This is a genomic window from Micromonospora terminaliae (genome assembly GCF_009671205.1).
GTDB lineage: Bacteria > Actinomycetota > Actinomycetes > Mycobacteriales > Micromonosporaceae > Micromonospora > Micromonospora terminaliae.
Genome location: NZ_CP045309.1, coordinates 5,895,750 through 5,909,578 on the forward strand (window position 1 = coordinate 5,895,750; position 13,829 = coordinate 5,909,578).

Genomic DNA, 13,829 nt, shown 5'->3' on the forward strand with positions numbered 1-13,829 from the left:
TATTTTCGAAATATGTCCTTCGCATCTGGCTCCTCACGCTGGTCGGACGTCTGGCTCGCCACCGCCGCCCGGGGCACCTCCAGCTGCGGGGACTTCCTCGCCGCGAGCGCGCTGACCCTGGCGCTCCAGTCGGCCGGGGCCGGCGGGCTCGCCGTCTCCGGGCTGCTGCTCGCCGCCACGCTGCCGCTGGTCGCGCTCGCCCCGCTGACCGGCCGGCTCGCCGACCGCGTGGACAGCCGGGTCCTGCTGGTGACCGCCGGGCTCGGCCAGGCCGCGATCTGCCTGGCGCTCGCGTACGCCGGGCACCCGGCCCTGGTCATCGCGCTGGTGGCGCTGCTCGCGGCCGGGCTCGCGGTCACCCAGCCGGTGCTCTCGGCGCTGGTGCCGGTCATGGTCCGCGCCGAGGACCTGCCCCGGGCCGGCGCGCTGAACCAGACCGCCGGCACCCTGGGCGCACTCGCCGGTCCGGCGCTGGCCGGGCTGCTCGTCGGCCAGTTCGGCACCCGGGTGCCGCTGCTCGTCGACGCCGCGAGCTACCTCGCCCTGGTGGCGGCCGGCCTGCTCATCCGTACCCGACGGGGTGGCCGGCGGTCGACGGCGCCGGCCGCCGGCGCGACGCCGCCGCCCGCCTGGCGGTTCCGGCGCGACCCGCTGCTCATGGTGATGGTGGGCAGCCTCGCCGCGGTGGTCGCCGCGGTCGGCGCCATCAACGTCATCGAGGTCTTCTTCATCCGGGAGACGCTGCACAGCACCACCACGGTCTACGGCCTGGTCACCGGCGCCTGGCCGCTGGGGATCGTGCTGGGCGGCTGGCTGTTCGCCCGGCTCGCCCGCCGGCTCACCGACGACGGGTCGCTGCTCGGTGCCGGGCTGGTCCTGCTCGGCGGCTGCTGCCTCGCGGTGCTCGCCTCGGCCGCGGTGCCGTCGGCCTGGCTGCTCGTGCCGATCTGGCTGGTCGGCGGGGTGGGCAACGGTGGCGACAACGTCTTCAACAACCTCCTGCTGGCCCGGCGGGTGCCCGAGGCGGCCCGCGGCCGGGCCTACGCCGTCTTCGGCGCCGCGGTCCAGGGCGCCGGGATGGCGGGCTACCTGATCGGCGGCCTGCTGCTGGAGGTGGCCGCGCCCCGGCCGCTGGTCGCCGCCTGCGGAGTGGCCGGTGTGCTGGTGGTCGTGGCGGCGGCCTGGCCGGTATGGCGGGCGGTCCGTGCCGAGCGCTCCGCACGTCCGGTCGCCGGAGTCGTGGCCGAGCGGCGTGCGGAGTTGGCCACTCCGACCCCCTCCCGCTGACCCGGCCCGGTGCGGCAGGGATACGGTCGGGTCATGGCCGATCGCATCGCCCGCCCCCGGGTGGGGCACATCCAGTTCCTCAACTGCCTGCCCATCTACTGGGGGCTCATGCGGTCCGGCGCGCTGATCGACGTCGACCTGCACAAGGACTCGCCGGACCGGCTGAACGCCGCGCTGGTCGCCGGTGACCTGGACATCGGCCCGATCTCCCAGGTGGAATACCTGCGGCACGCCGACGAGCTGCTGCTCCTGCCGGACCTGGCGGTCGGCAGCGACGGCCCGGTGCTCTCGGTCAACGTGGTCTCCACCCGCCCCCTCACCGAGCTGGACGGCGCCCGGGTGGCGCTCGGCTCCACGTCGCGCACCGGCGTGCTGCTGGCCCAGCTCCTGCTCGCGGAGCGGTACGGGGTACGCCCCGACTACTTCCGCTGCCCGCCGGACCTCACCCAGATGCTGCTCGAGGCCGACGCCGGGGTGGTGATCGGCGACGTGGCGTTGCGCGCGCTCTACGAGGCCCCGCGCAAGGGGCTGGCGGTGACCGACCTCGGGCAGGCCTGGCGCGAGTGGACCGGGCTGCCCATGGTCTTCGCCGTCTGGGCGGTACGCCGCGACTTCGCCGCCGCCCACCCCGGCCGGGTCAAGGAGGTGCACGAGGCGTTCCTGCGCTCACGCGACCTGTGCCTGGCCGAGCTGGACCAGGTGGCCGAGGCCGGGGCTCGCTGGGAGCCGTTCGACGCGGAGACGCTGGCGACCTACTTCCGTACCCTCGACTTCTCCCTCGGCGAGCGGCAGGTGGCCGGCCTGCGCGAGTTCGCCCGCCGCGCCGCGGCGATGGGCGAGGCGCCGCCGCTGCCCGAGGGTGGCCCGGAGTTCTTCCAGGGCTGACGCCCTCCCTCCCACGACGAAGCGGCGGTGTCCCGGCGGACCGGGGCACCGCCGCTTCGCGCAGCGGGTGGGATCAGGTGGCGTCGCGGAGCAGCGCCTCGGTGATCTTCTCGCAGGCGTCCATGCCGTACTGCCACGAGCTGGCGGCGCTGAACGGGGTCTTGACCATCACGCCCATCGTCCAGGTGTCGCCGATCGCCAGGCAGTTGACGTGGTATTCCCGCTCCTTCTGCCGGTCGATCCAGCCGTTCTTGATGGCGATCTGCTTCTGCTCGGCGGCGGGGAAGGCCTTGCGGATGCCGAAGTCGCCGTCACCGCGGACGAGCCGCATCTCGTTGAGCAGCCACTTGGTCCACTTCGGCCCGGCGGCCCGGCCGTCGTCGATGCAGAGGCCTAGCCGCGCCGTGTCGCGAGGCGACAGCATCGTCCGGCTCCAGCCGCCGTCACTGGCCACCTTGCTGTCGGTCAGCTTGCAGATCGAGATCAGCCGCTTGATCGATGCCGAACCGCCCACGCTCTCGTAGAACTCCTGGGCCCGGGTGTTGTCGCTGTCCCGGATGATCTGCGTGGCGTCGTCCAGCTTCGCCTGGCTCGGGGTCCTGCCCGCCTCGGCGCTACGCCGCAGGTAGTCGGCGACCACCCAGGACTTGATCATCGACGCGGTGGTGCTGGTCTCGCCCATGTTCTCCGAGCCGATGATCTTGCCGGTCCGCTTGTCCAGCACGGCCCACGAGTACCAGCCCTTGATGCCGAGGTCGTCGAGGTCCTGCGCCTCGAACGGCAGCGGCTCCAGCGAGGGCGAGGGGGCCGACTCGGGACGCGCGTCGCGGTCGGTCGGGGCGCCCGTGGACCGGCCGGCGGCGCTCGGGGCCGGGTGCGACGCGGCCGTCGGCCGCAGCGGCGAGCCGGGGACCAGCCGGAGCGCGACGAGCACCACGCCGACCAGGATCACGGCGACCGCGCTGTAGGCCAGCGGGCGGCGGTCACTGCCCGGCCGGCGCCGGCTGCCCGCCATCAGAGCTTCCCGACCGGCTGCTGCGGGACCTTGAGGGCGGCGCCCGGCTGCGGGGTCACGAGCTGGGTGGCGACGCTCGCGCAGACCTTGGCCCCGTACGAGGGGGTCCTCGGGTCGCCGGCGCCGGGATAACGCATCATCACGGCCAGGGTCCAGTCGTCGGCGATCGCCAGGCAGTTGACGTGCCACTGGCCGTCCGCCCAGAGCATGGTGAAGCCGTTCTTGATGCTGACCGGCCCCTGCGACGTGATCGACTCGGGCAGGCCGTCGACGATGCCCCAGTGGCCGCCCTGGACGGCGGTGGACTTCTGGTCCTTGACGCCGCCGCGCACGTGAGCCATCTGGTCCAACACCCACTTCGTCCACTTGGGTCCGGCGGCCGTGCCGTCACCGATGCAGTCGCCCATGCGCACCGCGTCGCGCGGCGACATCTGGGTGTACGCCCACTTGGCCTTGGTGGGTTCAATCTTCGTGTCGGTCAGCTTGCACATCTTGATCAGCCGGGTCAGCACCGGCTTGCGGCCACCGGCGTTGTAGAGCGCCTCGGCCGAGATGTCGTTGCTGTCCCGGATCGCGGTCTCGGCCTGCTTCTTACGCGCGGCGCTCGGCTCCTTGCCGTCGAGTTCGCGCAGGTAGTCGGAGACGATCCACGCCTTGATCATCGACTCGGTCGAGTTGGTGGAGGACATGTTCGGCGCGCCGTCGATCTTGCCGGTCTTCCGGTCCATCAGCGCCCAGGAGAAGAACTTGCCCTTGAAGTTCACCGATACCGGCCCGGCGGCCAGCGTCGGCTCCGGAGGCGCGGTCGGTGCGGGCGTGGGCACCTGCGCCACACCGCCGCCGATGCCGCCGAGTCCGCTGATCCCGTCGCCACCGGAGAGCTTGGCGTACGCGGCGGGGACCAGCATGCCGCCGCCGAGAAGCACCGCCACGACGGCGAGCACCATGGTCACGCGAGGTCGCATGAGTGGGTGAACTCCAGATTGTCTGGCCGGGGGGACCGGCGCTTTCCGAATGTGTTTCGGCCTGATCGCCGAGGCCGGGGGAATGGCCTGGAGCCGGTGGCGATCGTCAGCAGCCGATCGGTGTGCCGGGCGAAGTCTACTTCCGGACAGGCGGGATGCCAGATCCCGGAGCCCGGCAACTCGCCGTGAAGGCGGGACATTGGACCGCTATGCCGCCCTTGTGAGGATTCATCTTCTCCGGGTGGCGGACGTCACAGCGTTCCGGCAGGTCAGGGGTTGTCACCGGAAGCGGTCGACCGGTGACGGAAGGTGGGTCGGGAAACCTGTTACACCCTCTGGTGCCATCGGGCGCGAGCTGTAACACTGGCCTCATGTATGGCAATGACTTCGCCCCGCCCGAGGACGGCCCGGGCGGCGGCCTGCTCGGCGAGGTGGAGGCGGCGGAGGCCGCGCTGCGCGAGGCGGCGGCACGCGCCCGGCGCGGTGGGCCGGCGCCGGACGAGGACCTCGCGGCGTACTTCGCGGACGTGATCGACGCCGACCAGAAGATCGAGCCGCGGGACTGGATGCCGGAGGCGTACCGGAAGACGCTGATCCGGCAGATCGCCCAGCACGCGCATTCCGAGATCATCGGCATGCAGCCGGAGGGGAACTGGATCAGCCGGGCCCCCTCGCTCAAGCGCAAGGCGATCCTGCTGGCCAAGGTGCAGGACGAGGCCGGCCACGGCCTCTACCTCTACGCCGCCGCGGAGACGCTCGGCGTCAGCCGCGACGAGCTGGTCGAGCTGCTGATCGACGGCCGGCAGAAGTACAGCTCGATCTTCAACTACCCGACCCTGACCTGGGCCGACGTGGGCGCGATCGGCTGGCTGGTCGACGGCGCCGCGATCGTCAACCAGGTCCCGCTGTGCCGCTGCTCCTACGGCCCCTACGCCCGCGCCATGATCCGGGTCTGCAAGGAGGAGTCGTTCCACCAGCGCCAGGGCTACGAGATCCTGCACACGCTGGCCCACGGCACCCCGGAGCAGAAGGCCATGGCCCAGGACGCGGTGGACCGCTGGTGGTACCCGTCACTGGCCATGTTCGGCCCGCCGGACGGAGATTCGACGCACAGCGCCCAGTCGATGGCCTGGAAGATCAAGCGCTTCTCCAACGACGAGCTGCGCCAGCGCTTCGTGGACATGTGCGTACAGCAGGCGGAGATCCTCGGTCTCACCATCCCCGACCCGGACCTGCGGTGGAACGAGCAGCGGCAGGCCCACGACTACAGCCAGCCCGACTACGACGAGCTGATGCAGGTGATCAAGGGCAACGGACCGTGCAACCGGCAGCGGATGGAGCACCGGCGCCGGGCCCACGCCGACGGCGCCTGGGTGCGGGAGGCCGCCGCGGCGTACGCGGCGAAGCGGAACAGCAGGGAGAAGGTGGCGGCATGAGCGAACGCACCGAGCGAAGCGAGGGCCGTGAGGGCATGCCCGGCCAGCACGGCATGACCGAGCGGACCCCGTTGTGGGAGGTCTTCGTGCGGGCGCGCCGGGGGTTGTCGCACACCCACGTCGGCAGCCTGCACGCCCCCGACGCCGAGCTGGCCCTGCGCAACGCCCGGGACCTCTACACGCGGCGCCAGGAGGGCGTGTCCATCTGGGTGGTGCCGGCGAGCGCGATCACCGCGTCCAGCCCGGACGAGAAGGACGCCTTCTTCGACCCGGCGGCCGACAAGGTCTACCGCCACCCCACCTTCTACGAGGTGCCGGACGGGGTGGCGCACCTGTGAGCGAGCTGTTCGACTTCGCCCTCGCCCTCGGCGACGACGCGCTGATCGCGGCGCAGCGGCTCGGCGAGTGGACCTCTCGTGCGCCGGAGATGGAGGAGGACATCGCGCTGGCCAACATCGCCCTCGACCAGCTCGGCGCGGCCCGCCTGCTGCTTACGTACGCGGGCGAGCTGGAGGGCGCCGGCCGGGACGAGGACGCGCTGGCCTACCTGCGCGGCGACCGGGAGTTCCGGAACTGCCTCCTGGTCGAGCTGCCCAACGGCGACTTCGCGGTGACGATGGCGAAGCTGTTCTTCCTGGCCGCCTACCAGCTCCCGCTCTACACCGCGCTGAGCGGGTGCGCCGACGAGCGGCTGGCCGCCATCGGGGCGAAGGCGCGCAAGGAGTCGGCGTACCACCTGGACCACGGCTCGCTGTGGGTGAAGCGGCTCGGCGACGGCACCGACGAGTCGCACCGGCGCATGCAGGACGCGGTCGACCAGGTGTGGCCGTACACCCACGAGCTGTTCACCGCGGACCCGGCGGCGCCGGTCGACCCGGCCACCCTGCGGGCCGACTTCGACGCCGTCGTGTCCGCGGTGCTCGACGAGGCGACGCTGACCCGGCCGGCCGACGGCTGGGCACCGGGTGGCGGCCGGGCCGGCGTCCATACCGAACACCTCTCCTACCTGCTGGCCGAGATGCAGGTGCTGCACCGCGCCCACCCGGGGGCGAAGTGGTGAGCGCGAGGAGTGCAGCGAAGCGGAGTCCCGCAGTCGCGAACGAAAGGCGGCACCGGTGACCGACCCCAGGGCGGCCGTGGCGGCGGTGGTGGACCCGGAGATCCGGGTCGTCACCATCGACGAGCTGGGCATCCTGCGGTCGGTGGACGAGGACCCGGCCACCGGCCGGGTGGTCGTCACCATCACCCCCACCTACACCGGCTGCCCGGCCATGGACGTGATCCGGGCGGACATCCGCCGCGCGCTCGCCGCGGCCGGCCACTCCGACGCCGAGGTCCGCACGGTGTACGCCCCGGCGTGGAGCACCGACTGGATCTCCGAGGGCGGCCGGGCCAAGCTGGCCGCCGCCGGCATCGCCCCACCCGCGCCGGCCGCGCGCGGCGGCGCCGTCCCGCTCACCCTGGCCGTCCGCTGCCCGCGCTGCGGCTCCCCGGAGACCGAGCAGGTCAGCCGGTTCGGCTCCACCGCGTGCAAGGCCCTGTGGCGCTGCCGCTCCTGCTCCGAACCCTTCGACCACCTGAAGGCGCTGTGACTGTCACGATCACCCGACCGGTCCGTCGCCGGCCGGTCTTCCACCCGCTGCCCGTCGCCGCCGTCGACCGGCTCACCGACGACGCCGTGGCGATCACCTTCGCCGTGCCCGAGGAGCTGCGGGAGACGTTCGCGTTCTCCGCCGGGCAGCACCTGACCGTGCGGCTTCCCGCCGGAGGCGGGCTCACCGGCTCCGCCGGTGAAGGCGGTGCGGACGTGCGGCGGTCGTACTCGATCTGCTCGACCCCCGACGACCTGGCCCGGCACGGCCGGCTGCGGATCGGGGTGCGCGAGGTTCCCGGCGGCGTTTTCTCGGCGTACGCCTGCGGCGGCCTGCGCGGCGGCGACACGGTCGAGGTGCTGCCCCCGCTCGGGCACTTCACCAGCGCGTTCGCCCCGGACCGGGTCCGCCACTACGGCGCGGTGGTCGCCGGTTCCGGCATCACCCCGGTGCTCTCGCTGGTCGCGACCGCGCTGTCCGTCGAGCCGGCCAGCACCTTCACCCTGGTGTACGGCAACCGCACGGCGAACACGGTGATGTTCGCCGAGGAGCTGGCCGACCTGAAGGACCGCTGGCCGACCCGGCTGCACCTGGTGCACGTGCTCTCCCGGGAGATGGGCGAGTCCGCGCTGCTCTCCGGGCGGATCGACGCCGACCGGCTGACCCGGCTGCTCGACACCGTGGTCCCCGCCGACGTGATCGAGGAGTGGTTCCTCTGCGGTCCGTACGGGATGGTGCTGGACGCCAAGGAGGTGTTCGCCGGCCGGGGCGTGCCCGACTCGGCGGTCCACGCCGAGCTGTTCCACGTCGACGCGCCGCCGGAGCCGATCCGCCGCCCGACCGACGAGCCCGGCGCCGGCGCCGAGGTGACGATCGTGCTGGACGGGCGCTCGTCGAGCTTCACGATGGGCCGTGACGAGCGGGTGCTGGACGCCGCCCTCAAGGTCCGTGGCGAGCTGCCCTACGCCTGCAAGGGCGGGGTCTGCTCGACCTGCAAGGCCAAGGTGGTCGCCGGCGAGGTGACCATGGCCCGCAACTACGCGCTGGAGCCCGACGAGGTGGCCGCCGGCTACGTCCTCACCTGCCAGTCCAGCCCGGTCACCGACAAACTCACCATCGACTACGACGCCTGACGGCACGCAGCGTGCCGGCCCGGCCCGGCCCGGGGCGGGGACCGGCACGCGGCGGTGACCGTCAGCGGTTGAGGAAACCCTGGTGCCCGTGGAGCGTTGCCTTGATCCTCTTGATCACCGCCGCGGTGCGAACGGGTCACATCGGCTAACACCCCTGGCGGGGTCGGCGTCACAGCGGCGTACCCTCGGGTACGTGACGGTGAGCCGGGAGATCGACGACATCCTGCAGCGCGGCGCGGACGGCGGGCGGATCACGCCCGAGGAGGCCCTGCTGCTCTACACCGAGGCGCCCTTCCACCCGCTGGGTGAGGCGGCCGACGCGGTGCGCCGGCGGCGCTACCCGGACAACATCGTCACCTACCTGATCGACCGCAACATCAACTACACGAACGTCTGCGTGACGGCGTGCAAGTTCTGCGCCTTCTACCGTGCGCCCAAGCACAAGGAGGGCTGGACCCACCCGACCGAGGAGATCCTGCGGCGGTGCGGCGAGGCGGTCGAGCTGGGCGCCACCCAGGTGATGCTCCAGGGCGGCCACCACCCGGACTACGGCGTGGAGTACTACGAGGAGCTCTTCTCCGCCGTCAAGCAGGCGTACCCGCAGCTCGCCATCCACTCGATCGGGCCGAGCGAGATCCTGCACATGGCCAAGGTCTCCGGGGTGAGCCTGGACGAGGCGATCGCCCGGATCAAGGCCGCCGGGCTGGACTCGATCGCCGGCGCCGGCGCCGAGATGCTGCCGGACCGGCCACGCAAGGCGATCGCGCCGCTCAAGGAGTCCGGCGCGCGCTGGCTGGAGGTCATGGAGCTGGCGCACCGGCAGGGCCTGGAGTCGACGGCGACCATGATGATGGGCACCGGCGAGACCCACGCCGAGCGGATCGAGCACCTGCGGATGATCCGCGACGTGCAGGACCGCACCGGCGGCTTCCGCGCGTTCATCCCGTGGACGTACCAGCCGGAGAACAACCACCTGAAGGGCCGCACCCAGGCGACCACCCTGGAGTACCTGCGGCTGATCGCGGTGGCCCGGCTCTTCTTCGAGACCGTGCCGCACCTGCAGGCGTCGTGGCTGACCACCGGCAAGGACGTCGGTCAGCTCGCCCTGCACATGGGCGTCGACGACCTCGGCTCGATCATGCTCGAGGAGAACGTCATCTCCTCGGCCGGCGCCCGGCACCGCTCGAACCTGCACGAGCTGATCTCGATGATCCGCACCGCCGACCGGATCCCGGCCCAGCGGGACACGCTCTACAACCGGCTCGCGGTTCATCACACCCCGGCCGACGACCCGAGCGACGAGCGGGTGGTCTCGCACTTCTCGTCGATCGCCCTGCCGGGCGGCGGGGCCGGGAAGTCCCTTCCGCTGGTCGAGGTCAACTGATCTCCACCGAACGGCCGAGCCGACGGCCGCCCAGGTAACAGGACGGCCGCGACCAGCGCGACCCTGGCCCGCGCGACGCCGCCGGCGGCTACGCTGCGCCTGACGGTCGTCCTCCATCGGCCCGCGAGGGTCGTTCACATAACGCACGGCAGCAGGGGCGGGATGGGTCACCATCCCGCCCCTGCTGTCGATGCTCCGCAGAGGACGGAGGAATTCATGCAGGGGTTCTGGCGCGTCGCGACGTCGCTCCGGTAGCGTCCTTTCGTTCCGCAACCATCGACGCGTCCCTTTACCCCGGGGGATTCATGACTTTCCTGCACCGATCGGCGCTGGCCCGTGCCGGCGTCGTCACCCTCCTGGCCGCGGGCGGTCTCGGTGTCGTCGCCGGCCCCGCGCAGGCCGCCGACCAGGCCGACCTCCAGCTCATCCCGCTCAGCTACCAGCTGGCCAAGGGCGTCGAGGAGGCCAGGGCCAAGCCCTTCAAGTTCCAGGTGGACAACACCACGGGCACCGCCGGCGCCAAGGACGTCCGGGTCACTGTGGAGACCAAGGGTCTCAAGCCCCGGAAGGTCGGCGTCGTGGTGCCCGAGGGCTGCGAGGTCGACGGCACCGAGTTCTCCTGCCTGCTCGGTGACCTGGCCGCCGGCACCACTGAGGACTTCGGCATCCCGCTCTTCTCCACCGGCGGCAAGGGCGCCGCGGGCACGCTGCGGGTCACCATCAGCGCGGCCACCGCCGATCCCGACCTGGAGAACAACACCGTCGAGCACGACATCACCGTCACCGAGCCCGGCTACGACCTCACCACGTGGGTGCAGGACGTGTACGCGGACGTGCAGGTCGACGGCGACGAGGCCGGTGAGTCCGGCCTGAAGCCGGTGCGGCCGGGCGAGACCGCCCCGCTGGACTGGGCGGTCTTCAACGACGGCAGCCGCCGCGCCACGGGCGTCGCGTACGGCATCGCGCTGCCGGCCGGCGTCACCTTCGCCGAGCTGCCCGAGGGCTGCGTGGAGCAGGACCTGGGCGGCCTGGCCACGGCGTACTGCGAGGACGGTGGCGCGGTGCTGAAGCCGGGCGAGTACTACACCGCCGGTGTCCGGGTGAAGGTCCGCGCGGACGTCACCGAGCCGGTGCTCCGTCCCGGCTTCGTGTTCGCCTCCGGGCTCGACGCCGCCTCCGGCGAGCCCGAGGAGGAGCCCCGGGTGGCCAGCTCGGCGCAGCGGCGCACCTTCACCGAGACCGACGACGGCGACAACACGGCCCAGTTCGACGTCTTCGTCGACCTGACCACGCAGCCCACCCCGACCCCGACCCCGACCGCGCAGCCGACTCCGACCGCGGAGCCGACCCCCAGCGGTGGCGCGACGGCGAGTCCCGCGCCGACCGCGGGCGGTGGTGCCGGCGGCGGCCTCCCGGTGACCGGTGTGCAGGTCGGGCTGATCGGTGGGATCGGCGCGGCCATCCTGCTGGCCGGCGGGGCGCTGCTGATGCTCTCGCGCCGCCGGAAGGTGGTTCTCGTCACGCCGACCGACGAGCGGGCCGAGGACTGACCGACCTGGACAGCGACAGGGCGGGGTGGGTGACCACCCCGCCCTTTCGCGTACCCGGGAGGAGCCGGGCGCGGGCCGGCTGGCAGAGTGGAGGGGTGAGCCGTACCCCGCAGGGCCAGCGCGCCAGCCTGGACAAGCAGCCGCACGAGGTCGCCGCGATGTTCGACGGCGTGGCCGCCCGCTACGACCTGACCAACACCGTGCTCTCCTTCGGGCAGGACCGGTTCTGGCGGCGGGCCACCCGGGCGGCGCTGGGGCTGCGGCCCGGCGAGCGGGTGCTGGACGTGGGCGCCGGCACCGGCGTCTCGACCGAGGAACTGGCCCACTCCGGGGCGTACGCGGTGGGCGCCGACCTGTCGCTCGGGATGCTGCACGCCGGCAAGCGCACCCGGCCGGGGGTGCCGCTGCTGGCCGGGGACGCCCTGCGGCTGCCCTTCGCCGACGCCAGCTTCGACGCGGTCACCATCTCCTTCGCGCTGCGCAACGTCAACGACACCGACGCGGCGCTGCGTGAGCTCGCCCGGGTCACCCGCCCGGGCGGCCGGCTGGTGGTCTGCGAGTTCAGTACCCCGGTGAACCCGGCGTTCCGCACGGTCTACCTGTCGTACCTCATGCGGTCGCTGCCGGCGGTGGCCCGCACTGTCTCGAGCAACCCCGACGCCTACGTCTACCTCGCCGAGTCGATCCGCGCCTGGCCGGACCAGGCGGCGCTGGCCGCGCGCATCGGCGCGGCCGGGTGGGGCCGGGTGGCCTGGCGGAACCTGACCGGCGGCGTCGTGGCGCTGCACCGCGCGATCCGGGACTGACCCGCGGGCCAGGACAATATGGCCATTTCGTGAATATCCGTTTTGGCTCTACTTTGTCCCGTAAGCTCGCCCCCATGACGGGACCAGACCAGGCGACCACCGACGACGACGCGGCCGAACTGATCGCCCAGCTCCGGGAGCTGGCCGGTGCGGACCCCGCCGACGTCCGCCAGGTGGTCGCCGAGGTGCTGGCCGCGCTCGACCGTGCGGCCGGCGGCGCGCTGCGCGATCACCTGCCGGAGGCGATCCGGCTCGACGCCGGCCTGGGACCGGCCGCCGCCGCCCGCCCCTGACCGTCCGGCCGCGCCCCCGCCGGCCTGTTTCCGCGAGTTAGGCCCCCCTCAGCGCATACAGGTGTAACGCCGGTCATAGACTCCAACCCGATCGGCTTGTGAAGCATTTCACGAGCATGCGGGAGGAGGCGCGGATGACCGCGGTGGAGAACGACGCCGACGTCATCGTCGTGGGCGCCGGTCCCGGAGGATCGGCGACGGCGTACCACCTGGCGCGGCACGGCGTACGCGTGCTGCTGCTGGAGAAGACCGAATTTCCCCGGGAGAAGGTCTGCGGCGACGGGCTCACGCCCCGGGCCGTGCGGCAGCTCGTCCGGATGGGCGTGGACACCTCGCCCGAGGCCGGCTGGCTGCACAACAAGGGCCTGCGGGTGATCGGCGGCGGCATACGCCTGGAACTGGACTGGCCCGAGCTGGCCAGCTTCCCCGGCTACGGCCTGGTCCGGACCCGGCTCGACTTCGACGACCTGCTCGCGCAGCGGGCCGTGGCCGCCGGGGCGAAGCTGCGGACCAGCGTCAACGTCCTGGCCCCGGTGCTCGACGCCGACGACCGGGTGATCGGGGTGCAGGCCGAGGTGGGCCCGGAGAAGGAGCCCGCCACCTTCCACGCGCCGCTCGTCGTCGCCGCCGACGGCGTCTCCGGTCGCTTCCCCCTCGCCCTCGGGCTGGCCAAGCGGGAGGACCGGCCGATCGGCGTGGCGGTCCGCCGCTACTACCGCTCGCCCGCCAAGCACGACGACGACTACCTGGAGTCGTGGCTGGAGCTGCGGGCCAAGGGCAGCGACGCGCTGCTGCCCGGCTACGGCTGGATCTTCGGCCTCGGCGACGGCCGGGTGAACGTCGGCCTGGGCGTGCTCAACTCGTCCTCGGCCTTCGGCAAGACGAACTACCGCCGGCTGCTCACCGACTGGCTGGCCAACACCCCCGAGGACTGGGGGATGACCGACGAGGCCAACGCGGAGGGGCCGATCCTCGGCGCCGCGCTGCCCATGGGCTTCAACCGCGTGCCGCACTACACCCGCGGCGTCCTGCTGGTCGGCGACTCCGGCGGCATGGTCAACCCGTTCAACGGCGAGGGCATCGCGTACGCCATGGAGTCCGGCGAACTGGCTGCCGAGGTCGCGGTGCAGGCGCTCGCCCGCCCGGCCGGCGCGGAGCGGGAGCGGGCGCTGCTCGCGTACCCGCAGGAGCTGAAGGCCCGCTTCGGCGGCTACTACCGGCTCGGCGGGATCTTCGTGAAGCTCATCGGCCGGCCCGAGGTCATGCGGATGGCCACCAAGCACGGCATGCCGCACCCGATGCTGATGCGCTTCGTGCTCAAGCTGCTGGCCAACCTCACCGACCCCCGGGGCGGGGACGCCATGGACCGGGTCATCAACGCGATGACGAAGGTGGCTCCGGCCGTGTAGACCACCGGTCCCGGGCCCCGGGACCGACAAAGATCGACCCCCGCCGCCGAGGTCGTGAGGGACGTGAATAGTGT

General features: G+C 72.5%; 14 protein-coding genes. 12 read left to right on the forward strand and 2 right to left on the reverse strand.

Features of this window, described 5'->3' with window-relative positions; translation table 11 throughout:
• Positions 1-12 precede the first annotated feature (12 nt).
• Both GCE86_RS27295 and GCE86_RS27300 read left to right on the forward strand, forming a co-directional pair.
• A complete protein-coding gene (locus tag GCE86_RS27295; protein ID WP_154229554.1) occupies positions 13-1,287 on the forward strand; it encodes an MFS transporter in 1,275 nt (424 codons plus the stop codon).
• 33 nt (positions 1,288-1,320) lie between these two features.
• On the forward strand, positions 1,321-2,172 hold the full coding sequence (locus GCE86_RS27300; RefSeq protein WP_154229555.1) for a menaquinone biosynthetic enzyme MqnA/MqnD family protein: 852 nt from the start codon (positions 1,321-1,323) through the stop codon (positions 2,170-2,172).
• Between the two features lie 73 nt (positions 2,173-2,245).
• On the opposite strand, the gene GCE86_RS27305 is transcribed toward GCE86_RS27300, so the two are convergent.
• Both GCE86_RS27305 and GCE86_RS27310 read right to left on the reverse strand, forming a co-directional pair.
• On the reverse strand, positions 2,246-3,187 hold the full coding sequence (locus tag GCE86_RS27305; RefSeq protein ID WP_154229556.1) for a hypothetical protein: 942 nt from the start codon (positions 3,185-3,187) through the stop codon (positions 2,246-2,248).
• Complete coding sequence (locus GCE86_RS27310) at positions 3,187-4,152, reverse strand: hypothetical protein (protein WP_154229557.1); 966 nt, start codon at positions 4,150-4,152, stop codon at positions 3,187-3,189. The genes GCE86_RS27305 and GCE86_RS27310 overlap by 1 nt, the downstream gene beginning before the upstream one ends.
• Before the next feature lie 371 nt (positions 4,153-4,523).
• Here GCE86_RS27310 and paaA point away from each other — a divergent pair, with 371 nt between their 5' ends.
• From paaA to GCE86_RS27360, 10 genes are all read left to right on the forward strand, one after another.
• Entirely contained in the window at positions 4,524-5,588 is a 1,065-nt protein-coding gene (gene paaA, locus GCE86_RS27315; protein WP_154229558.1) for a 1,2-phenylacetyl-CoA epoxidase subunit PaaA, read from the forward strand.
• The gene (gene paaB / locus GCE86_RS27320; protein WP_420846445.1) at positions 5,585-5,926 is read left to right on the forward strand and encodes a 1,2-phenylacetyl-CoA epoxidase subunit PaaB; all 342 of its coding nucleotides are present in this window, start codon (positions 5,585-5,587) and stop codon (positions 5,924-5,926) included. The genes paaA and paaB overlap by 4 nt, the downstream gene beginning before the upstream one ends.
• Positions 5,923-6,648 (forward strand): 1,2-phenylacetyl-CoA epoxidase subunit PaaC, encoded by a 726-nt coding sequence (gene paaC / locus GCE86_RS27325; protein WP_154229559.1) that lies wholly within the window; start codon positions 5,923-5,925, stop codon positions 6,646-6,648. Before paaB ends, paaC begins: the two co-directional genes overlap by 4 nt.
• A gap of 55 nt (positions 6,649-6,703) precedes the next feature.
• Positions 6,704-7,180 (forward strand): 1,2-phenylacetyl-CoA epoxidase subunit PaaD, encoded by a 477-nt coding sequence (gene paaD, locus GCE86_RS27330; RefSeq protein WP_154229560.1) that lies wholly within the window; start codon positions 6,704-6,706, stop codon positions 7,178-7,180.
• Entirely contained in the window at positions 7,177-8,313 is a 1,137-nt protein-coding gene (gene paaE, locus GCE86_RS27335) for a 1,2-phenylacetyl-CoA epoxidase subunit PaaE (RefSeq protein WP_154229561.1), read from the forward strand. Before paaD ends, paaE begins: the two co-directional genes overlap by 4 nt.
• A gap of 193 nt (positions 8,314-8,506) precedes the next feature.
• Positions 8,507-9,697, forward strand: coding sequence for a cyclic dehypoxanthinyl futalosine synthase (mqnC, locus tag GCE86_RS27340; RefSeq protein ID WP_154229562.1), 1,191 nt, complete (start codon positions 8,507-8,509; stop codon positions 9,695-9,697).
• A gap of 305 nt (positions 9,698-10,002) precedes the next feature.
• The gene (locus tag GCE86_RS27345) at positions 10,003-11,247 is read left to right on the forward strand and encodes a cell wall anchor protein (protein ID WP_154229563.1); all 1,245 of its coding nucleotides are present in this window, start codon (positions 10,003-10,005) and stop codon (positions 11,245-11,247) included.
• A gap of 158 nt (positions 11,248-11,405) precedes the next feature.
• Positions 11,406-12,053 carry a demethylmenaquinone methyltransferase gene (locus GCE86_RS27350; protein ID WP_239542247.1) on the forward strand — a complete coding sequence of 216 codons (648 nt, stop codon included), beginning with the start codon at positions 11,406-11,408 and terminating at the stop codon, positions 12,051-12,053.
• 74 nt (positions 12,054-12,127) lie between these two features.
• Positions 12,128-12,346: a hypothetical protein gene (locus GCE86_RS27355; protein WP_154229565.1), complete on the forward strand. Its 219-nt coding sequence runs from the start codon at positions 12,128-12,130 to the stop codon at positions 12,344-12,346.
• A gap of 134 nt (positions 12,347-12,480) precedes the next feature.
• On the forward strand, positions 12,481-13,755 hold the full coding sequence (locus GCE86_RS27360) for a geranylgeranyl reductase family protein (RefSeq protein ID WP_154229566.1): 1,275 nt from the start codon (positions 12,481-12,483) through the stop codon (positions 13,753-13,755).
• Positions 13,756-13,829 lie beyond the last annotated feature (74 nt).

Bases quoted from the DNA above. Each gene is read 5' to 3' on its own strand.
- GCE86_RS27295 (WP_154229554.1), top strand. From the start codon at position 13: ATGTCCTTCGCATCTGGCTCCTCACGCTGGTCGGACGTCTGGCTCGCC.
- GCE86_RS27300 (WP_154229555.1), top strand. From the start codon at position 1,321: ATGGCCGATCGCATCGCCCGCCCCCGGGTGGGGCACATCCAGTTCCTC.
- GCE86_RS27305 (WP_154229556.1), bottom strand. From the start codon at position 3,187: ATGGCGGGCAGCCGGCGCCGGCCGGGCAGTGACCGCCGCCCGCTGGCC.
- GCE86_RS27310 (WP_154229557.1), bottom strand. From the start codon at position 4,152: ATGCGACCTCGCGTGACCATGGTGCTCGCCGTCGTGGCGGTGCTTCTC.
- paaA (WP_154229558.1), top strand. From the start codon at position 4,524: ATGTATGGCAATGACTTCGCCCCGCCCGAGGACGGCCCGGGCGGCGGC.
- paaB (WP_420846445.1), top strand. From the start codon at position 5,585: ATGAGCGAACGCACCGAGCGAAGCGAGGGCCGTGAGGGCATGCCCGGC.
- GCE86_RS27345 (WP_154229563.1), top strand. From the start codon at position 10,003: ATGACTTTCCTGCACCGATCGGCGCTGGCCCGTGCCGGCGTCGTCACC.
- GCE86_RS27350 (WP_239542247.1), top strand. From the start codon at position 11,406: ATGTTCGACGGCGTGGCCGCCCGCTACGACCTGACCAACACCGTGCTC.
- GCE86_RS27355 (WP_154229565.1), top strand. From the start codon at position 12,128: ATGACGGGACCAGACCAGGCGACCACCGACGACGACGCGGCCGAACTG.
- GCE86_RS27360 (WP_154229566.1), top strand. From the start codon at position 12,481: ATGACCGCGGTGGAGAACGACGCCGACGTCATCGTCGTGGGCGCCGGT.